23 protein-coding genes are annotated in these 19449 nt (G+C 65.3%); 12 read left to right on the top strand and 11 right to left on the bottom strand.

What is annotated here, in order from left to right; all coding sequences use genetic code 11:
• Positions 1-44 precede the first annotated feature (44 nt).
• On the top strand, positions 45-605 hold the full coding sequence (locus F8G81_RS17570) for a dihydrofolate reductase family protein (protein ID WP_267275932.1): 561 nt from the start codon (positions 45-47) through the stop codon (positions 603-605).
• Positions 606-681: 76 nt separating this feature from the next.
• Entirely contained in the window at positions 682-1335 is a 654-nt protein-coding gene (locus F8G81_RS17565) for an SDR family oxidoreductase (RefSeq protein WP_267275931.1), read from the top strand.
• Between the two features lie 83 nt (positions 1336-1418).
• Here the strand turns inward: F8G81_RS17565 and F8G81_RS17560 are convergent, their stop codons facing one another.
• The gene (locus F8G81_RS17560; protein WP_267275930.1) at positions 1419-2582 is read right to left on the bottom strand and encodes an ROK family protein; all 1164 of its coding nucleotides are present in this window, start codon (positions 2580-2582) and stop codon (positions 1419-1421) included.
• Between the two features lie 184 nt (positions 2583-2766).
• Here F8G81_RS17560 and F8G81_RS17555 point away from each other — a divergent pair, with 184 nt between their 5' ends.
• The 5 genes from F8G81_RS17555 (at position 2767) to F8G81_RS17535 (ending at position 7820) form a co-directional block, all read left to right on the top strand.
• On the top strand, positions 2767-4491 hold the full coding sequence (locus F8G81_RS17555) for a glycoside hydrolase family 13 protein (protein ID WP_267275929.1): 1725 nt from the start codon (positions 2767-2769) through the stop codon (positions 4489-4491).
• Positions 4492-4543: 52 nt separating this feature from the next.
• Positions 4544-5485: an aldo/keto reductase gene (locus F8G81_RS17550; RefSeq protein WP_267275928.1), complete on the top strand. Its 942-nt coding sequence runs from the start codon at positions 4544-4546 to the stop codon at positions 5483-5485.
• Positions 5486-5724: 239 nt separating this feature from the next.
• Positions 5725-6588, top strand: a complete 864-nt coding sequence (locus F8G81_RS17545; RefSeq protein ID WP_267275927.1) for an HpcH/HpaI aldolase/citrate lyase family protein — start codon at positions 5725-5727, stop codon at positions 6586-6588.
• Between the two features lie 44 nt (positions 6589-6632).
• Positions 6633-7574: a DUF2797 domain-containing protein gene (locus tag F8G81_RS17540; protein WP_267275926.1), complete on the top strand. Its 942-nt coding sequence runs from the start codon at positions 6633-6635 to the stop codon at positions 7572-7574.
• A gap of 21 nt (positions 7575-7595) precedes the next feature.
• The gene (locus F8G81_RS17535; RefSeq protein WP_267275925.1) at positions 7596-7820 is read left to right on the top strand and encodes a DUF3188 domain-containing protein; all 225 of its coding nucleotides are present in this window, start codon (positions 7596-7598) and stop codon (positions 7818-7820) included.
• Here the strand turns inward: F8G81_RS17535 and F8G81_RS17530 are convergent.
• Together F8G81_RS17530 and F8G81_RS17525 are read right to left on the bottom strand one after the other, a co-directional pair.
• Positions 7808-9481, bottom strand: coding sequence for a SulP family inorganic anion transporter (locus tag F8G81_RS17530; protein WP_267275924.1), 1674 nt, complete (start codon positions 9479-9481; stop codon positions 7808-7810). The two genes, F8G81_RS17535 and F8G81_RS17530, sit on opposite strands and share 13 nt — an antisense overlap.
• On the bottom strand, positions 9478-9858 hold the full coding sequence (locus F8G81_RS17525) for an ArsR/SmtB family transcription factor (protein ID WP_267275923.1): 381 nt from the start codon (positions 9856-9858) through the stop codon (positions 9478-9480). Before F8G81_RS17525 ends, F8G81_RS17530 begins: the two co-directional genes overlap by 4 nt.
• Positions 9859-10004: 146 nt before the next feature.
• Between F8G81_RS17525 and F8G81_RS17520 the strand changes: the two genes are divergently transcribed.
• From F8G81_RS17520 to F8G81_RS17510, 3 genes are read left to right on the top strand one after another with little or no spacing between them, the layout of a single operon-like run.
• Complete coding sequence (locus F8G81_RS17520) at positions 10005-10472, top strand: FAS1-like dehydratase domain-containing protein (protein ID WP_267275922.1); 468 nt, start codon at positions 10005-10007, stop codon at positions 10470-10472.
• Positions 10473-10474: 2 nt separating this feature from the next.
• The gene (locus F8G81_RS17515) at positions 10475-10912 is read left to right on the top strand and encodes a MaoC family dehydratase (RefSeq protein WP_267275921.1); all 438 of its coding nucleotides are present in this window, start codon (positions 10475-10477) and stop codon (positions 10910-10912) included.
• A 44-nt stretch (positions 10913-10956) separates the two neighbouring features.
• Positions 10957-12024 (top strand): UDP-N-acetylmuramate dehydrogenase, encoded by a 1068-nt coding sequence (locus F8G81_RS17510; RefSeq protein ID WP_267275920.1) that lies wholly within the window; start codon positions 10957-10959, stop codon positions 12022-12024.
• Here F8G81_RS17510 and F8G81_RS17505 read toward each other — a convergent pair.
• The gene (locus F8G81_RS17505; RefSeq protein ID WP_267275919.1) at positions 12005-12505 is read right to left on the bottom strand and encodes a hypothetical protein; all 501 of its coding nucleotides are present in this window, start codon (positions 12503-12505) and stop codon (positions 12005-12007) included. The genes F8G81_RS17510 and F8G81_RS17505 overlap by 20 nt on opposite strands.
• A gap of 132 nt (positions 12506-12637) precedes the next feature.
• Between F8G81_RS17505 and F8G81_RS17500 the strand changes: the two genes are divergently transcribed.
• Positions 12638-13735 carry a winged helix DNA-binding domain-containing protein gene (locus F8G81_RS17500; RefSeq protein ID WP_267279275.1) on the top strand — a complete coding sequence of 366 codons (1098 nt, stop codon included), beginning with the start codon at positions 12638-12640 and terminating at the stop codon, positions 13733-13735.
• Between the two features lie 274 nt (positions 13736-14009).
• A complete protein-coding gene (locus tag F8G81_RS17495) occupies positions 14010-14771 on the top strand; it encodes a hypothetical protein (protein WP_267275918.1) in 762 nt (253 codons plus the stop codon).
• Positions 14772-14866: 95 nt separating this feature from the next.
• Here the strand turns inward: F8G81_RS17495 and asd are convergent, their stop codons facing one another.
• The 7 genes from asd to F8G81_RS17460 form a co-directional block, all read right to left on the bottom strand.
• A complete protein-coding gene (gene asd, locus F8G81_RS17490) occupies positions 14867-15997 on the bottom strand; it encodes an aspartate-semialdehyde dehydrogenase (RefSeq protein WP_267275917.1) in 1131 nt (376 codons plus the stop codon).
• 89 nt (positions 15998-16086) lie between these two features.
• Positions 16087-16491 (bottom strand): hypothetical protein, encoded by a 405-nt coding sequence (locus F8G81_RS17485; RefSeq protein ID WP_267275916.1) that lies wholly within the window; start codon positions 16489-16491, stop codon positions 16087-16089.
• A 12-nt stretch (positions 16492-16503) separates the two neighbouring features.
• Positions 16504-16869, bottom strand: coding sequence for a hypothetical protein (locus F8G81_RS17480; protein ID WP_267275915.1), 366 nt, complete (start codon positions 16867-16869; stop codon positions 16504-16506).
• A 28-nt stretch (positions 16870-16897) separates the two neighbouring features.
• On the bottom strand, positions 16898-17389 hold the full coding sequence (locus F8G81_RS17475) for a hypothetical protein (RefSeq protein WP_267275914.1): 492 nt from the start codon (positions 17387-17389) through the stop codon (positions 16898-16900).
• The gene (locus F8G81_RS17470) at positions 17379-18029 is read right to left on the bottom strand and encodes a hypothetical protein (protein WP_267275913.1); all 651 of its coding nucleotides are present in this window, start codon (positions 18027-18029) and stop codon (positions 17379-17381) included. The genes F8G81_RS17475 and F8G81_RS17470 overlap by 11 nt, the downstream gene beginning before the upstream one ends.
• A 29-nt stretch (positions 18030-18058) precedes the next feature.
• Positions 18059-19075 (bottom strand): WXG100 family type VII secretion target, encoded by a 1017-nt coding sequence (locus tag F8G81_RS17465; protein WP_267275912.1) that lies wholly within the window; start codon positions 19073-19075, stop codon positions 18059-18061.
• A 155-nt stretch (positions 19076-19230) separates the two neighbouring features.
• Complete coding sequence (locus F8G81_RS17460) at positions 19231-19449, bottom strand: NF038396 family protein (RefSeq protein WP_267275911.1); 219 nt, start codon at positions 19447-19449, stop codon at positions 19231-19233.

The following is a 19449-nucleotide window of genomic DNA, read 5'->3' as shown; positions in this document are numbered from 1 at the left end:
GGGCAGAATGGCCTCACCCATTCGAACAGACGAGAGGCCCATCCATGGCACTGCTGACCTACACAGGCATCACCTCGCTGGACGGATACACCGCGGACCGGGAGGGCAACTTCAGTTGGAGCCAGCCGGACGAAGAGGTCCACACGTTCGTCAACGAATTGGAGCGGAAGGTGGGCACCTACCTTCTTGGACGCCGCATGTATGAAGTCATGTCCGTGTGGGACACCCTCGGCAGCAACGCGGACGAGCCGGATGTTATCCAGGACTATGCCAGCATCTGGCGGGCGGCGGACAAGATCGTCTATTCCACCACCCTCACCGCCCCCTCCACAGCCCGCACCAGGATCGAGCCCGCCTTCAACCCAGAGGAAATCCGCCGGCTCAAGGAGACCAGCAGCCGCGAGATCGGCGTGGGCGGCGCCAACCTTGCGGCCTCCGCATTGTCCGCCGGACTGGTTGACGAATGCCGCCTCCTTGTCAGTCCCGTGGTGGTGGGCGGCGGCAAGCAGTACCTGCCGGACGGCCTGGCCCTCAGGCTTGAGCTCCTCGAAGAGCGCAGGTTCGGCAACGGCGTGGTCTACCTCCGCTACCGCACCCTCGCCTGACGCCTGGGAACCCGCGTCCGTCCCGACCCGCCGCGGCGATGCCCGCACCGCTGGACACGAGGGGCAGAATGGGTCCATGACCCGGATCGCAATCATCGGCGGCCACGGAAAAGTGGCCCTCCTTCTGTCAACCCTCCTCACGGACGAAGGCCACAGCGTGACGTCCTTCATCCGCAACCCGGACCATGCCGGCGATGTGGCGGCAACGGGCGCAACGCCGTCGGTACTGGATGTTGAAAACGCCACGACGGCGGAAATCGCCGAGGCGCTCCGGAACCACGACGCCGTGGTCTGGTCCGCCGGTGCGGGAGGAGGGAATCCTGAACGCACCTATGCCGTGGACCGGGACGCCGCGATCCGCTCGATGGATGCGGCGGCGGAGGCCGGCGTCGGGCGGTACATCATGGTGTCCTATCTGGGGGCAGGCCCGAACCACGGCGTCCCGGCCGAAAACAGCTTCCACGCCTACGCCGAGGCCAAGGCGGCGGCCGATGAGTACCTGCGCGGCACGCAGCTGGCGTGGACCATCCTGGGCCCCGGCTCACTGACGGATAAGCCGGGGACCGGCCGGATCGACGTCGACCCATCAGGGCAGGGGAGCAGGGAGACCTCGCGCGGCAATACGGCAATTGTGGCGGCGGCAGTGCTGGACCTGCCGGACACCGCGGGCCGGACCATCGAGTTCCGGGACGGGACCCTGCCGGTGGCCGCCGCCCTGCAGCCGAGCTAGCCTGCGCGAGCGGACACTTGAGGCCCCGGGCGGAGGGGCCTCAAGTGTCCGTTCGCGCTGTTGGGTTGTTGGCTAAGCCATCCTCAGGCCGGCGCCGCAAGTTCCAGGTCCAGGGCGTTGGCCTCCACGTAGTCGAGGGCGCAACGCACGGCGCCCATGGTCACGATCGAGTCCCCCAGGGGTGACGCCGTGACCCGCGGAACCGTGGCCGTGAAGCGGGGCAGCAAGGCTTCGACCCGGGGCAGCAGCGCCCCGGCCGATTCTGCGACGGCGCCCCCAATCACCACCTGTTCCGGGTTGACCAGGATGGCAACCGTGGCGATGATCCGGGCCAGCCGTTCCGAAAGCCTGTCCAGGACCGCCACTGCGGCAGCTTCGCCCGCCGCGGCGGCGGCGAAGACCTCCCGCGCCTCCAGCGGGGGAGTGCCGTGCTCCGCGAACCATTCCCGCGCCAGCAGTGCAATACCTGCTGAGCTTCCCACGCCCTCAACCATGTCCAGGTAGCCCATCTCGCCGGCGGCTCCGCAATTCCCATGCAGCAGCCGGCCCGATTCGATGATTCCCGCGCCCATCCGTTCGCTGGCGAGCAGGACCACCAGGTCATCAACTCCCATGCCGGAGCCGCGCCAGCGCTCGCCGAGGGCCGCCAGGTTGGCGTCGTTCTCCAGGAGCACCGTCCACCCGTGCAGTTCCTTGAGCGCAGACCGGAGGCCGACGTCGAACAGCCGCCAGAAATGCTGGGTCACCAGGACATTGCCTTCCCGGTCCACCGGGGCGGCAAGTCCCGCTGTCACGGCCAGCACTGTTTCCGGCGTGGTGCCGGCAACTTGCAGCGCGGCACGGCAGGCCTGGTCAACAACGTTGATCCGCTCGTCGGCCGGAATAGCGGCGCTGCGGAAGCTCCGGCTCGCTTTCCCCACAATGGTTCCGCGAAGGTCGGCTACAGCAGCAGTGGTGGTGGCGGCGCCGATATCGATGCCCAGGACAAAGCCGGCCCGCGGGTTTAGCTCGAACCGCCGGGCAGGACGGCCCTTCTGGGAAGAGACCTCGCGGGAGAGGCCGGTCTCGCTGATCCAGCCGCGCCGGAGCAGGTCCTCACACACCGCTATGACAGTGGCCCGGGTCAGTCCGGTCGATGCCATCAGGTCAGTTCCGGTGGCAACCTCTGTGCTTCGGAGGAAGGCCAGGACGGCGTTGGCATTAACCCGCCGCAGCAGTTGCGGGGTGGCTGCGCCAGCTTCCTTCATGCGTCCTTGACCTCCAGATTGTCCGGTCCCATAATTATTTGGTGAGTATATTTAGATTCTATCTAAATTCTCTCAACTTAGGAGTGCCGGCCACCGGCATTCCCTTGGTCCCCGCGGTGCAGCATGCAACAGACCAGCCACTCGGACCGTCCAACTGACCAGCCCAAGACTTAAGGATCACCCCTTGTCCACCACTGCCACCCTGGCAACCGTGACCGATTCTGACCGCCTCGCCGACCCGAACTGGTGGCGCCAGGCCTCTGTCTACCAGATCTATCCGCGCAGCTTCGCCGATTCCAACGGCGACGGCCTGGGGGATATCAAGGGCATCACAGCTAAGGTCCCGTATCTGAAATCGCTGGGAATCGACGCCGTCTGGCTGAGTCCGTTCTACCCGTCCGCCCTGGCCGACGGCGGCTACGACGTGGACGATTACCGCGACGTTGACCCCAAGCTGGGCACCCTCGCCGACTTCGACGAGATGGCTGCTGCACTCCACGCCGCCGGCATCAAGCTGATTGCCGACATCGTCCCTAACCACTCCTCCAACCGGCACGAGTGGTTCAAGGAAGCCCTGGCTGCGCCGAAGGGTTCCGCAGCCCGTGACCGCTACATCTTCCGCGACGGCAAGGGCCCGGACGGCGAGTTCCCGCCGTCGGACTGGGACTCCGTCTTCGGCGGCCCTGCCTGGGAGCGCATCACCGAGCCGGACGGCACACCCGGCCAGTGGTACATGCACATCTTCGCCAAGGAGCAGCCTGACCTGAACTGGGCCAACCGGGAGATCCGGGACGACTTCCTGAAGACCCTGCGCTTTTGGTCGGACCGCGGTGTGGACGGCTTCCGCGTGGACGTTGCCCATGCTCTCACGAAGGACCTCACCGAGCCGCTGCTGTCCAAGGTGGAGCTGACCGCGGCAAACACCGGTACCGACGGGTTCGCCGACGGCTCACACCCGTTCTGGGACCGCGACGACGTCCACGAGATCTACACGGAGTGGCGCGAAGTCTTCAACGAGTACAACCCGCCGCGCACTGCCGTGGCGGAGGCCTGGGTGCACGCAACCCGTCGTCCCCGCTACGCCAGCCCCGCCGGCCTGGGCCAGGCCTTCAACTTCGACCTGCTGCAGGCCGACTTTGACGCAGAGGATTTCCGCGAAATCATCACCCGGAACCTGGCCGAGGCTGCCGCCACCGGAGCATCCTCCACGTGGGTTTTCTCCAACCACGACGTCGTCCGGCACGCCACCCGCTACGGCCTGCCCCGGTTCTCCGCAGACAAGGGAGCCAAGGGAAAGCACGCCAAGGGCCAGGACGGGAAGTCATGGCTCCTGGCCGGCGGTCCCCGGGAGGACCTGGACATGGAGCTTGGCGAGCGCCGTGCCCGGGCGGCCACGCTGCTGATGCTCGCCGTCCCAGGCTCTGCCTACCTGTACCAGGGCGAGGAATTGGGCCTGCACGAGGTTGCCGAAATTCCGGAGACCCAGCGTCAGGACCCCACCTTCTTCCGGAACAAGGGCGTGGACATAGGGCGCGACGGCTGCCGTGTGCCGCTGCCGTGGAAGGCTGACGGAAGCTCCTTCGGTTTCGGCGACGGCGTTGCCCACCTGCCGCAGCCCGCATGGTTCAGCCAGTACGCTGTCGAGGCGCAGGACGGCACCGCAGGCTCCACCCTTGAGCTGTACCGTTCCGCCCTGAAGCTGCGCCGCGAACTCCAGGGGGAGGAGCAGCTGGAATGGATCGAGACCGGCAACCCCGAGGTCCTGCACTTCCGCCGCCCCGGCGGCTGGCAGTCCGTTACCAACTTCGGGGACACCGCCGTCGAGCTTCCGGCCGGTACCGTGCTGGTGACCAGCGCGCCGCTGGAAGAGGGCAAGCTGGGGGCGAACAGCACCGCATGGCTTCGCTGATGACCGGCTCTGGGCTCGGACCAAAGCGCCGCCTATCAGGGGTTCCGGCCTGATGCAGGAGCTCATCTACGGCTGCATGGGCCTGGGCGGCAGCTGGTCCGACGAGCCGCACGCTACCGGCCATGTGGAGGAGGCGGCTGCCGCCGTCGACGCCGCGCTGGATGCAGGGATCACGCTGTTTGATCACGCCGACATCTACCGCAGCGGGAAGTCGGAGGCCGTGTTCGGCGAGGTGCTGGCGGCAACGCCGGGCCTGCGCGAACGCATCCGGCTACAGACCAAGTGCGGGATCCGGCTGAATGAACGGGGGCTTGACACCCACTATGACCTCAGCCGGGAGTCCATCATCGAGCGGGTGGACGGCAGCCTGAAGCGGTTGCGCACCGACTATGTTGACGTGCTCCTGCTGCACCGCCCGGACCCGCTGACCGACCCGGCGGAGGTGGCGTCCGCCGTCGGGCAATTGCTGGCCGACGGCAAGGTGCGTGCGCTGGGCGTGTCCAACATGTCCGGATCCCAGATCGAGGCGCTGCAGGACCGGCTGGAGGTACCAGTGGTGGCCAACCAGCTGGAAATGAGCCTGCTGAAGCGGGCCTGGCTGGAGAGCCAGGTGCTGGTGAACCATCCGGAGTCGCTGGATCACGGCTTTCCCGAGGGAACACTGGAGTACTGCAGCCGGAACGGTGTGACCCTGCAGGCGTACGGCGCGCTGGCCCGCGGGCTCTACACCGGCGGCGGACCGGAGAGCCCGACGGCGGCTGAGACTGCCGCCGCTGGGCTGGTGGCGGAGCTGGCCGGGCAGTACAGCACGTCGGGGGAGTCGGTCCTGCTGGGCTGGCTGATGAAGCATCCTGCCGGGATCGCGCCGGTCATCGGGTCGGTCAATCCCGCCAGGATCAGGGCCTGTGCCGATGCCGGCCGGGTGGCTTCGGCCATGACCCGCGCGGAGTGGTACGGGCTGTGGATCGCTGCGCGGGGCAGCAAGCTTCCCTGACCCAGCCCTCTCCCACCCGGCCTCTCCCAACTGGGTAGCAGCAAGTGTCGTATTCACATCTGAGAACGGCACTTGCTGCTACTTACTTCAGGGAGCCCGGCAGGGAGGCCCGAAGAACAAGGAATCCTACGGTGCTGGCCGGGCCGCCGGACACGCTTAAGCCGGTTTTGTTCGTATTGGTCTTTGTGCAAGCCCATATTGCTTCGCGCTGGTAGGCTCCGGCCAGATACGGTAGATACATGACGTCTACCACCGCCACCGAGATCTTACGGCCTGAGCGCCACATCCCCGCAGAGATAGCCCGCTCATGGCTTCTGGTTAACGCGATGAAAACCGAGCTTTTTGACCAGTCTGCCGTTTCCCGGGCAGACTCGATCATCCTCGACATCGAAGACGCCGTGGACCCGTCGCAGAAGGACCACGCGCGCGGCAATGTTGTTGATTGGCTTTCTGCCGGCGGCAAGGCCTGGGTCCGGATCAACGACGCCACCAGCCGGTTCTGGGCTGATGACCTCGCCGGACTGCGCGGAACTCCCGGTCTTCTCGGCGTGATGCTCGCCAAGACCGAGTCCGCTGACCAGGTGACCGAGAGCTACCACCGCATGGACGGCAAGACCCCCGTGATTGCGCTGGTGGAATCAGCCGTGGGCATCGAGGAAGCCAACAACATCGCCAAGGCCCAGGGTGCATTCCGCCTCGCCTTCGGCTCCGGGGACTTCCGCCGCGACACCGGCATGGCCGCCACGGCCGAAGCCATGGCTTACCCGCGCGCCAAACTGGTGGTGGCCAGCCGGGTCGGCAACCTGCCGGGACCCATCGACGGCCCCACCGTCGGCACCAACCACCCCATCCTGCGTGAGCAGACCGCCATCACAGTCATGATGGGCATGACCGGCAAGCTGTGCCTGGCGATTGACCAGACGGCAATCATCAACGAGGTCATCAGCCCCACGCCGTCCGACGTTGCCTGGGCCACGGACTTCATGGCCGACTTCGAAGCCAACGGCCGGGTCATCCGCGACGGCTCCGACCTTCCCCGCCTGGGCCGCGCGGAGAAGATCATGAAGCTCGCCGTGGCGTTCGGCGTGCAGCCCGCCCTGTAGCAGCCGCCCGGACGCACTTTTCGTTGAGACGTACAGAGGACCCCGTGACAGATCCCCGCTATCTGGTCCACGGGGTCTTTTGGGATGGTCCCCCCGCTGCTGCCCCCGGGCACGACGGCGGCGGCCCGGTTTTGCGCCTGCAGTCACCTTCCGGGACCATGCAGGCAGTCAGCCTCCAGCCTGGTACGCCCCTTGGGTTCCGGCTGGCGGCCGGCAGCAGGTTCTGCCTCGGCCACCATAAGGTTTATTCGGCGTCGGAACGGCAGCACGTCCTATGCCCGGCCCAGGCTCCGGCATCCAAAGGCAAGCAGTGTGAGCGCTGTTTTGTGCTGGATGATTCCCGGCTTATCCACGATTTCCACCGGGGCGGACGAGTCCCTGAGGGGCTGCGGACCTACCTGATGCAGCAACACTGGCTATATGTGGCCACGTTCGCCGGCGGCGCGAGCAAGGTGGGCACTGCGTCCAACCTCCGGAAATGGAACCGGCTGGCCGAACAGGGAGCCGTGGTGGCCCGGTATGTGGCCAGGGCCCAGGACGGCAGCCTGGTGCGGATCCTGGAGGACATGGTCACCAGGGAAACAGGGCTGGCCCAGCAGGTCCGGTCGGCCGCCAAGGCCGAAGCCCTGGCCGAGCCCCTCCCGGCAGCCAGGGTGGACTCCATCAACCAGGGCGCCGCCGCCAGCGTACGTGCGGTGCTGTCGCAGGCCGCCGTCGACGGTTTTGACGTGGTGGATGAGCTGTGGGTCCGGCCTGCCCAGGCCGCAGCGCTATGCGGCCCGGCAGCCCGGCACGCGTACCCCCACCCGTTGGACTCCGGGCAGCACGGGTTCCGCGTGGCAGCGCTCTGCGGTCCCCACGCGCTGGCCTCGCTGCAGGGTACAGACGCCCAGTTTGTGGTCAACCTTGCCCAGCTCACCGCGCGGGCCATTGTCCTGGGTGACTTTGCCTCTGAAGTGCCTGCAGTGCAGGAAGCCCTGTTCTAAGCAGGTCGGTAGACTGGCACGGTGCTGAAAGAATTCTGGGCCACGTCGCCCACATCCTACAAAGTCCTGGTGATGACGGCCATCGGCTTCCTCGCCGTCGGACTTATCCTCAATATCGCAGGCAACACCTCCGAGAACCCGGGCATGGTGACGGCATCGCTTCCGGTGATTGGCCTGGGTCTGGTCCTGCACCTGGTGGGCGTCGGTTACCGCTCGCGCGAAATCCGGAAAGGCTACAAGCGGTAGGCGGCATTCCTGCGGACGTGGCCGCGCGCATGCTCGACGGCCGCAGGCAGATCCACGAACAGATGCTTATGGTGACGTAACGAGCGGATCACTCCAACATTTGTCACCAGGGCAAGGTGGTCGGGCCGGACTCCCTTGATCAGGACAGTGACGCCGCGCAACTCCAAGGCGGAAATGACCTCCACCAAGGCATGGGCGCCGGTAGCATCGAGCATCCGCAACTGGGAGAGCCTGATGATGGCAACCTGGACGTCCTTCACTTGGCTGATTTCCTGGAGGATGCGCTCCGCGGCGCCAAAGAACATGGCCCCGTCCAGCCGAAATACGGCTATGTGCTCATCGCCGCTGGCGCGGGGCCCGGAAATCTCCTCGCGCTGCACACTGCTGAGCGAAGCGAATTTGCGCAGGGTGAAGAGCGCGGCCGCGGCCACTCCAATCTGGATTGCGACGATCAGGTCGAAGGCCACGGTAATGATTGCCGTCAGGACAAAGACCGCTGCGTCCGACCGGGTTGACCGGAGGATGGCGGCAACAGTCCGCCGTGACACCATCCGGAAGGCGGTGACCATCAGGACACCGCCCAGGGCGGCCAGCGGAATGCGGCTGACCATTCCCGACGCCAGATAGACGATGCCCAAAAGAACGACGGCGTGGACTGCGGCTGCCATCCGGGTTTTGGCACCTGAGCGAACATTAACGGCAGTACGTGCGATGGCGCCGGTGGCCGGCATGCCACCAAACAAGCCTGCAGCGATCGACGCCAGGCCCTGGCCGGTCAGTTCCCGGTCCGGGCTGTACGCCCCGCTGGGTGCACCGTCCGGACCGGTCATGCCGGCGGCCACCCGGGCCGAGAGCAGGGACTCGATTGCCGCGAGGAAAGCGATGGCCACGGCCGGCATGGCCAGGCTGCCCAGTGCGGTTGGATCGATGACGGGGACCAAAGGGGTGGGAAGGGAATCAGGCAGCGGGCCGATCCGCGGGATGTCCAGTTGCAGGAGTTCGGCGGACACCGTTGCCAGGAGCACCGCGAGCAGGCTCGCCGGAAGGGCGCGGAACAGCTTCTGCACCAGGACCATCACCGCGGCGACCCCCGCCACGAGAGCGAGCGTAAGCATGACCGTGGGTGCCACAGCGCCCGATGCAGCCTCGATGGCTGCGAGGAGAGTGTTATGGCCCGGGACTCCGGCGGTGCCGGTGGCGAGCGGAACCTGCTGGAGGAAAATGATTGCCGCGATGCCCAGCGTGAATCCTTCAACGACGGGCCATGGGATGAATGCCACCGCCCGGCCCAGTCCGCTGATTCCCAGAAGGCAGACCAACACGCCCGCCATTAGGGAAAGCAGGGCCACACTGCCCACGCCATGGACTGCCACCACGGGGGCAAGGACCACCACCATGGCGCCCGTCGGACCGGAAACCTGGACGGGCGAGCCGCCCATGACCGCCGCGACCAGTCCGGCCACGATCGCGGTGATGAGCCCGGCTTCGGCGCCCACGCCCGAACTGACGCCGAAGGCCAAGGCCAGGGGCAGCGCGACGATGCCCACGGTGATCCCCGCCAGCAGATCGGACCGCCAGGTTCGGCGGAGGTTCGTGTAGTCGGCCCGCGACGGCAGGAACCGGCTGAACCTTCCGGTACCTGTCCGTACGTCCTGGCTCACGAGGCGGACATCTCGGGCAAGTGCCCCGCCGGCAGCTCCTGCGCCAGCCGGAGCTGCTCGTTTGACTCAGCGAGACTGTCCAGCAGGAAGGTGCGCGCGATGGCCAGCAGTTTCGCAATTCCGGGGTGCGCCAGGCGGTACGTTACGGCGTTGGCCCTCCGCACCGACGTCACCACTTTGTGCTTGCGGAGGGTGGCGAGGTGCTGGGAGAGATGGGAGGCCTCCAAGCCCGTTTCAGCAAGAAGGTAGCTGACCGCCGCAGTGTTCCCAGGCGCGGCAGCCAGGAGCTCCAGGATCCGGATCCGGGCCGGGTGCGCCAAGGCCTTAAAGAGGTTGGCCTTGATCTCGTATAGCGGAGCCTGGGCTGCGGACAACATGGAGAAACTCCCTATGGGATAGGCCGGCGGCTGCAGCGCCACTTCCGAGTCGCTGTGCGTGAATTGATGAATTGATGATTCCATCATATCAGTGGCCGCAAGTAGCTTTGCCGGGGGCCGCCCAACGGAACGATAGGCTTGAAGCCATGACTATCAATCCGGACCTGCAGGGCCGCAGCTACCCTGCCGCAGAGGTATACGACGTCGGCCGCGAGAAAATCCGCGAGTTCGCCCGAGCGGTCAAGGCTACCCACCCCGCCCACTTTGATGTCGAGGCCGCCAAGGCCCTGGGGCACAGCGACCTGGTGGCTCCGCCGACGTTCGCGATCATCATCGCGCAGCGCGCCGACGCACAGCTGATCGAGGATCCGGAGTCCGGCATCGATTTTTCCCGCGTGGTCCATGCGGACCAGCGCTTCACCCATCACCGGCCCATCATCGCCGGCGACCGGCTGGTGGCCGAGCTGCACGTGGACGGCGTCCGCGCCATGGGAGGCGGGGCCATGATTACCACCCGCTCGGAGATTTTCGCCCTTACAGCCTCAAACGATGACGCCCGAGAGAGCGTCGCTACTGCCACATCATCCATCCTGGTCCGCGGAGAGGGACAGTAACCATGAGCCCCAGTTTCCACGAACTCAGTGCCGGCCAGGAGATCGGCAGCCGCACCATCGAAGTCACCCGGACGGACCTGGTCAAATACGCGGGCGCCTCCGGGGACTTCAATCCCATCCACTGGAACGAGGCCTTCGCCACCAGTGTGGGGCTGCCCGGCGTCATCGCCCACGGGATGTTCACCATGGGGGCGGCCGTGCAGTTGGTGACGGATTGGGCCGGGGACCCTGCCGCCGTCGTCGATTTCCAGACGCGTTTCACCAAACCCGTCCCGGTGGCGGACACTACCGGCACAGCGGAGCCGGGGGCCACCATCGAGGTCAGCGGCGCCATTGGAAAGCTCGACGCCGATGCCGGCACCGCCCGCGTGGACCTCACCGTGGTCTCTGCCGGCCAGAAAGTGCTGATGAAGGCCCAGGCTATCGTGAGGCTGAGCTGAGCCGGGCAAAGTTCGGCAGCGTTCCGCTGAGCTAGGGTGGACAGGTGACCCAGACATTGCTTTCAGACTTGACCACGGCTGCCGTCGGAGGCCCGGCGGGCAAGTTCATCGAGGCCCGGACCGAGGCTGAGATCATCGAGGCCGTCCGCTCGGCGGATGCCCAGGGGGAGCAACTGCTGCTCATTGGTGGCGGCTCCAACCTCCTGATTTCCGACGACGGATTCCCCGGGACCGTCCTCAAGATCGCTTCCGAGGGGTTCATCGTCACCGCAGAGGATTCCTGCGGCGGGGTTTCCGTGGTGGTGCAGGCCGGACACAACTGGGACGCACTGGTGGAGCATGCGGTGCTGCATGCCTGGTCTGGCATTGAGGCACTTGCCGGGATTCCTGGTGCCACCGGCGCCACGCCCGTCCAGAACGTGGGCGCCTATGGCTCTGACGTTTCCCAGACCATCGCCACGGTGCGGACCTGGGACCGGACGAAGAATGCCGTCCGGACGTTCACCAACTCGGAACTGAAATTCGGCTACCGGGATTCCATCCTGAAGCAGACCACCGTGAACGGTTCGCCCCGCTACGTGGTGCTGACCGTGGAGTTCCAACTGCCCCTCGGGCGGATGAGCGCTCCCATCCGGTATGCCGAGCTGGCCCGCTGCCTGGGTGTGGAGCCCGGAAAACGGGCCTACTCGAACGACGTCCGCCGCGAGGTGCTGCGGCTCCGGGCGTCCAAGGGAATGGTGCTGGACCCCGCGGACAGGGACACCTACTCCACGGGTTCGTTTTTCACCAACCCCATCGTTGCCGCGGACAGGACTGGCGTCCTCCCGGATTCCGCCCCTCAGTACCCTGCGGGCGGCGACGGCCTGGTGAAGCTCTCCGCCGCCTGGCTGATTGATCAGGCAGGCTTCGGCAAGGGCTATGGCCTGGAGGAAGGAAGCGTCTCCGGCGGCCGGGCGTCGCTCTCCACCAAGCACACACTGGCCATCACCAACCGTGGCTCAGCGCAAGCCAAAGATATGGTGGCCATCGCGCGCGAGGTGCGTGCCGGCGTCGTCGAACGTTTTGGCATTGAACTGCATCCGGAACCGCTGCTTATTGGGCTGGACCTCTAGCCGGAGTTGGATCCCTTGCGTCCACGATGCCTGTCATGAGCCGGACGTTCGCCGCCATTCCGAGCAAGGCCGAGGCCCAGCCGGAGAGTGCGAGGTACGGACCCATAAAGACCCACACCAGGAGCCCGGGCAGGGACGGACTGATCCCGCCTGCCAGGATGCAGGTCACCAGGCCGATGATGCCCACGGCGTAGGAAAGAATCCAGAGGGCTTTGGCGCTGCCTGGGTGCTGCCGCCAGCCTCGGTAGATGCTGACCTTGGTGCGGGCTACCCTGAGGCCGGGAAACACCACGGCGTAGCCTCCGCCGAGGCTCAGCACCAGGGAGGGGAGCTGCAGACCGAGCTCCGGTGTTCCCGCCGCCAGGAAGGCAGGAACGGCGAGGAGTCCCAGCACAACACCGGCCAGGACCGACACCGATCCGCCAGCCATCCACAGTTTTGTTTCGCGCGCGAACAAGTGCCACAAACTCCCCAAAGTCATGGTCTTAGCCTATAGGCAGCCGTGGGGGGTGCCTGACCAGCGCCGCCGCACCCAGCCCTATGCAGCCTCATCCAGCCTCATTCTTGGGTGCGGTGCCTGCTTTGGCAGCCCTAGGATGAGGGCATGGGGATGATGGCGGGAAACAGGGTTACGCCCAAGACCATGGGAAGGCTGCGGCTGGCCTCGCAGGGATTGCTGGGTGAAGGATTCGGATCGGTTGCCGACGCGGTTCGCTGGATGACGGCGAGCCAGGCACAGGACCTGCTGGCGGCCATGTGGGCGGCCGGTGCCAGGGTTCCCGGCGCCGGGCTGAGCGACGTGCGGGCGGCGATTGACGACGGCAGCGTGGTCCGGTCCTGGCCCATGCGCGGAACCCTGCATTTTGTAGCGCCCGAGGATCTGCGGTGGATGCTGGAAGTCACTGCCGACCGCCTGAACAAGAGCATCTCAGCGCGGCACCGGGAACTGGACATCACAAGGGCGGATATCGAGAAATGCCGCGACATAGCCTTGGAGCGTATTTCCGGCGGCGGACCCGTCAGCCGGAACGAGCTGTTCTCAGTGTTTGATGCGGCCGGGCAGCCCACTACGGGGCAGCGGGGAGTCCACATTTTGGGAACCCTCTGCCGCCACGCATGGCTGGTGCAGGGGCCTCTCGCCGGGAATCAGCAGTTGCTGGTGGCCTTCGATGATTGGATCCCGGTTTCGAGGAAGCTGGAGCGGCAGGAGGCCATCGCTGAATTCATGGTGAGATACTTCACCAGCCACGGCCCGGCCACATTGCGCGATTTTTCCTGGTGGACGCAGATTCCCCTGACGGAGGTCCGGGCGGTGTTTAAGGCCGTCCGTGGGAGCCTGCAGGAGCTGGAATACGGCGGCACCAGCTTTTGGCTCTCCCCGGAGACCGCATCATTGCTCGACGCCGGTGTTCCTGGCCCGCGCTCGATGCTGCTCCTTCCTGGCTTTGATGAGTTCCTGCTTGGCTACCAGGACAGGAGCCTTGTACTGGCTCCTGAGCATGCTGGCAAGATCGTCCCGGGAGGGAACGGCGTCTTCAAAAAGACCGTCGTCGCAGGAGGAGAGGTGATTGGCACGTGGGCGCTCCAAGGCAAAGGGGCAGCCGCCGCCGTCGTGCCCGAACTCTTCGACGAGACCAAACCACTCGGCCCCGGGGCGCAGGCGGCCTTGCGCAAGGCAGCGGAGCGGTACCTGGCGTTCCTGGCGAGCTGAGCCTCCCTGCTGCCCTGCCCGGCCCTTCCCCGCACGAGCGGCCCGGCCCCGCAAAAGCGCTGCGGGCCAACACCGTTTGAGCGGGGCCGGACCGCTCCTACCCGACACGAGCCGCCCGGAGAAGGGGAGTTGTTCACATAGGTCAGCGGTTTGTAGCCAGGGTTGCCGCCTCGCGCTCAGGCTTTGAGCATGAACTCCGACAAAATACGTGACCTCGTGGATGCCCGCTGGCCCGCTTTTCCCGTTGCCTCGACACAGGCCGTGGACACGGGACGTGCTGCGCATCCAGGCGCACTACGAATCCACAGGCGGCCTCTCGCGCTACAGCCATGTCAGCGCCGCCAGGCTGCACGGGTGCCAGGTATGGGACGTGGGTCCGCTTATCCACGTCACTACAGGGCACGCGAACTCGTCCAAAAGCGCCGGGACCGACGTCAGGACGCACAGGATGGGGTTCGACGTCGGGGATCTTGCGTCGTTGCGGACCGGGGACGGCCGCCTGTTCAAGGTGACCAGTCTTGAGCGGACTGTCCTGGACTGCGCCCGCATCCTCACGTTGGAACAGTCAGCCGTGATCGGAGACCACGCACTGAGAAAGGGCGCCGGCCTGGACAGGATGGAACAGCTCCTGGCCCAAAGCCCGGTGAAGCGCGGAGGACGGCGTGCGCTCAACCTGCTTGCTGCCTTGGATGGACGGTCCGAATCAGCGGGCGAAACCAGGACCCGGCTGCTGCTTCACTCCCTGGGGTTGCACAGCTTCGTCCCGCAGATGGAGATTGCGACAAAGAGCGGCCTCTTCCGGGCTGACTTTGCGGACGAAGTGACCAGAATTGTGATCGAGTTTGATGGCAGGTCCAAGTACTTCGACTACAAACCCACGGACGAGGTGATTCTGGCAGAACGCCAGCGCGAGATTGCTCTGGTGGAGGAGGGCTGGCTGGTCCTCCGGCTTAAATGGAAGGATCTGGACCGTCCGGCTGAGCTGAGGCGGAGGCTGCTTGCCATGGCTCAGCGCTCACGGAGGCTGTCCGCGTGACGCAAAAACGGTCCTGGCCCGCTTGAACGATGCTGGGGAGCACCGTTCCTGCGGGCCAGGACCGTTCTTGCCGGCCCGGTCGGCCGAAAGTGTGGCTAGAGCGTGCCCGTGGCGATGTTGAGCATGCGGCGCAGCGGCTCGGCGGCGCCCCACAGGAGCTGGTCGCCTACGGTGAAGGCGCTGATGTACTCCGGGCCCATTTCGAGCTTGCGGATACGGCCCACCGGGATGTCCAGCGTGCCGGAGGCGGCAACCGGAGTCAGGCCGGTCATCGAGGCTTCCTTGGAGTTCGGAATGACCTTGGCCCATTCGTTGTCCTCGGCCACGATCTTCTCGATCTCGGCCACGGAAAGGTCCTCGCGGAGCTTGAGGGTGAGAGCCTGGGAGTGGGAACGCATGGCGCCGATCCGAATGCAGAGCCCGTCCATGATCACGTGGTTTTCCTCGGAGGTGCCCAGGATCTTGTTGGTCTCCACCCCGGCCTTCCACTCTTCCTTGGACTGCCCGTTGCCCAGGTCTGCGTCGATCCAGGGGATGAGGGACCCGGCCAGGGGCACACCGAACTGGCTGGCGTCGATGCCCGTGCGCTGGTGGGCCAGGACCTTGCGGTCGATGTCCAGGATGGCCGACGCCGGATCGTCCAGCTCGCTGCTGACCTCTGCGTTCAGGGTCCCGAACTGGCTGAGCAGCTCGCGCATGTGCCGGGCGCCGCCGCCGGAGGCAGCCTGGTAGGTCATGGACGTGCCCCACTCGACGAGGTTGTTCTTGAACAGCCCGCCCAGGCCCATCAGCATGCAGGACACGGTGCAGTTGCCGCCGATGAAGTCCTTGGTGCCGTTGACCAGGCCCTTGTCGATGACGTCCCGGTTGATGGGGTCCAGCACAATGATGGAGTCATCGCTCATGCGCAGGGTGGAGGCGGCGTCGATCCAGAGGCCGTCCCAGCCCCGGCTCCGGAGTTCGGTGTGGACACGCTTGGTGTAGTCCCCGCCCTGGGCGGTCACAATAATGGGCAGCTTCGCCAGCGTCTCGACGTCGAACGCGTCCTCGAGCTTGCCTGCCCCGTCAGCAAAAACGGGGGCGGCACCTCCCGCGTTTGAGGTGGAGAAAAATACCGGGTTGATGTTGGCGAAGTCGCCTTCGTCCTGCATACGCTGCATCAGGACGGAACCGACCATGCCACGCCAACCGACCAGTCCAACGGACGGAGTAGCTGCTGTAGTCATTCGTCCAGTTTAGACTCCCGGACCGGCAGCCCGCAGTTGGTTACGTCACCTGCACGGCACGACGCCGGCCGGCACCGCCGCCGGGTCCGTCACCTGGAACCGGGCTCGGGAACGCCCCGGGCCCGCCGCAGCTGCCGTGCTCTGTACTCTGCCACCGCGTAGTGGAGAAAAAGCCAACATCCGCCCGCAGACAAAAGAACAAGGAACAGCCCGCCCCAATGGGGCTCTCCTCCGAGAACGGCGGGCAGGATCAGCACACCCCAGATGACGATCAGACCGATGCCCAGCATCATGGAGGCGCCTATCAGCATGCCCCACCACGTGGTGAACTGCACGCCGGATCCCCTTGCAAATCCGATTTCGTCGGCGGCGTAGCTGTAAAGCTCACCCTTCCTGGTGCGCATCAGGATGCGCTTGTCCCCGGCCGCAACGGAGGCCCGGTGCCACGCCGTCATCTCATCATCCCGCTGGAAGCGGGCAGCGTCGTAAACCAATTTTGTTCCTTACTACGGTGATCGGGAATCCAACGAAGCCTGCTTTTGCTCCTGCAACCAGCGCTGGCGGCGGGACGCCATGATGAAAGCCCAGACGGCCCCGGCCAGGGTCAGTGCCGCCATGATGGCAGCATAGATGGACAATCCGGGCTCGCCGACGGCTGCGAAGGCCCCATAGATCATCATGCCGGCCATGGCTGTCAGGAAGATGCCGATACCCGTGATCAGTCTGGGGCTCTGCACGGGTGTTATGGCGTCCATGGAGTACCCTTCCGGGACTCCGCCCGGACCGTACTGCTTCTCGTACTGGCGCACGTTGAAGGGGTTTGGGTCATAGGGGGTGCCGTCGGGTCGGCGGAAAACATGATCGCGTTTCACAAAAATTCCGGTCCAACGATGCCCTGGATCAGCCTGGGTATGCTTCGCCGGGGAACGGACGGGTGCTGTCCGGGAAGTTTTCGCGGGTGATGGGAATCCCGGACGGGTTGGCTTCGAACCAGCTGCGGGCCTTGTCGTCGTCGAGGGCGAATCGGGGCTTCGGCAGCCCTTTGAGGCGGCGCAGCTTGGACGCTTGCCGCTCCCTGCGGAGGTTATGGATGCCGAACAGCCAGCCACCAGTGAAGAGCGCGGTGCAAACCAGCGCGAGCAGGCCAACAATGAGGTTGAGGCTGGCTACGGCGACGATCAAAAGCAGGGGCGCAAATATGGCGGGAATGGTCATCAGGATCGTGACGATGAACAGGCCTGTTGCGCTGTGAACCGAGTAATTGCCGGACGGCTGCGATCCACCAATGCCCCATTCGTCCCGGGTATAGGCGTAGACGGTTCTTTCCATCCCGGTGGCGTAGTAGTAGGGGCGGCCGGCAATGAGGCTTTCCACCGATGGCTCAGATGCCATCAGCAGCTCCACCTTCGGACCTGAACGTACTCAGCGCCGCTGTCAGGGCGTCGTCGGAATCCGCCAACGTTTCGGCTCCCACCACGTCATTCACGGCTACGGCGTGGACCCACCCTTGTTTGTCTCTGCGGATGAGCAGCTGCCGGGAACCGGGGCGCAATCCGGACCTTATCCTGACGCCGCCTTCCGGGTTCTGGGCCAAATGCTCACGGACGATGAAGGCCTCGGCAGCTGCTGCTGAGATATTTGGATCCTGGGGAAGGGCGAACCAGCTCATCATGGTTCTCGGCTGGAAGATGAGTGTTGTCCGGTCCGACTCGGCGTGCAGTACCGAATCGCCTCCTTCGGCATCCAGAAGCAGATCCAATTGCGTCCATCTGAGGGCGTTGGCAAGTGTGTAGGCGACAACGTCCACACGCATATCGAAGCCCACCTCGGAACCATTGACGGTGGCGAGGCCCCGGGCGATGAGTGAAGAAAGGCCGGCGCCGATCAGTTCCTGATTTTCGGATTCTTCGGTAAGCCGTAGCCACGAGGCACTGGCCCGGGATCCCGGCGTCGGCTGCAGATGCACAAGGTAGGCCATTTCGGCCAGGCCAAATCCGACAGACGTGTCTTCAGGGGTCTTTGTCGCAATCATGTTCATCATCCTATGAGTGGGGAAGCAGGCTAGAAACCGAAGAAGTCCTTGACGCCTTCGCCGATATTTTCTGCGGCATCTTCGGTGAAGTCACCGACGGCGTCAAAGGCATTATCAATGGAATCCTTGGCTCCCGGGATCAGTTCGACGGCCGCCCATGCGCCGCCGATCACCATGCACGTGACACCAACGGGCGGCGGGAAGAAGGATCCGACACCCAGTGCAGTCTTGAGGCCCGACTTCAGGGCATCCCCGGTTTCGCCCTCACGGATGGCGTTGACGGTGTCCAGGCCATCCAAGCCAACACTTATTCCGCCAAGGGCATGCCCGGCAGAGTTCAGGCCAAATTTTGCCCACGGACCGAGGTCAGCTGCCCCGGCACCACGGGCCATCTCGGCGAAGTCACCGAATTTGCCGCTCAGCAGGTCCGCTGTCCCGGAAAATGCGCCGCGCAAACCGTCAGAACGTGCCGCAGCTTCCCACAGGTCCTTGTTGAAAATCCGCTTCCATGCGGCGAGGTCGTGTCCCGCTCCGAACAATGCGTTGACTTCGTCGCCGTGGCGGGCAGCGAACTGTGAGAAGTCCCTGAGTCCGAGGGGAACAGTCTTCAGGCCGAGGACGCCGTTATAGGCGTCCCAGCCACTGCGGAAAGGAGAGTCTCCATCCGAGATCCAGTCCGGACCCCAGGGATCGAACGGTGTGGAGGAACCCCCAGGGCCGTTGGGGGAACTGCTGCCGCCGCCGCCAGGGCCGCCGCCTGAGCCGGGCGCGGCATTGCTCTCCTTCTCCTGGTCATCGGCGTTGGCCAGCAGTCTCTTGGATTCCTGCTTCAGTGCATCGGCGGTCTGCTGGATCAGGGCCCGGTGGCTACCGTTCCACTCCGACCTGAAGCGTGCGCTGTCGGCGCCCTTCCAGGACCCGCTGCCGTTGTTAATGGCGCCGGTGAGTGAGGACGACTGCTGCATCAGGCTCTCGGAGGCCGTTCCGAACTGCTGTGCCAGCATGCGCAGCTGGGCGACGTCCGCGCCCCACAAATTACCTGCCACAAGGCATCATCCCCCACATGTCTGAGCAGCTGGTTCTCGGCAGCTGGTTCCCGGTCAGGCCGCTCCCTGAAGTTTATCCACGCCCCGCGGGCTACTGCGATGGGGTGTCCTACCCATCCCGGCCAAGGGCCGGCAGCAAGCGATCCCGCAGGCGATTAAGGCCTGTTGCTTTCCTCCAGCACGGCATTCTTGCGGGCCCGCAGCGCAAAGAAAGCGCCGAAGGCGAAGACCTGGGTGACCACCACCAGCACGATAATCCCGGGGATCTTGTTGCCGCCCAGGATCATGGTCAATCCCACGATCGCGGACAGCAGGGCCAGGAGCGGCAGCAGCATGTAGCCCAGTACAAACAGGGTTTCGGGTTTCTTCAGCAC

Origin of the sequence: Arthrobacter sp. CDRTa11, assembly GCF_026427775.1 — a bacterium.
Lineage (GTDB): Bacteria > Actinomycetota > Actinomycetes > Actinomycetales > Micrococcaceae > Arthrobacter.
The sequence above is the reverse complement of the archived record's forward strand: the minus strand, read 5'-3'. Positions and strand labels throughout refer to the sequence as shown.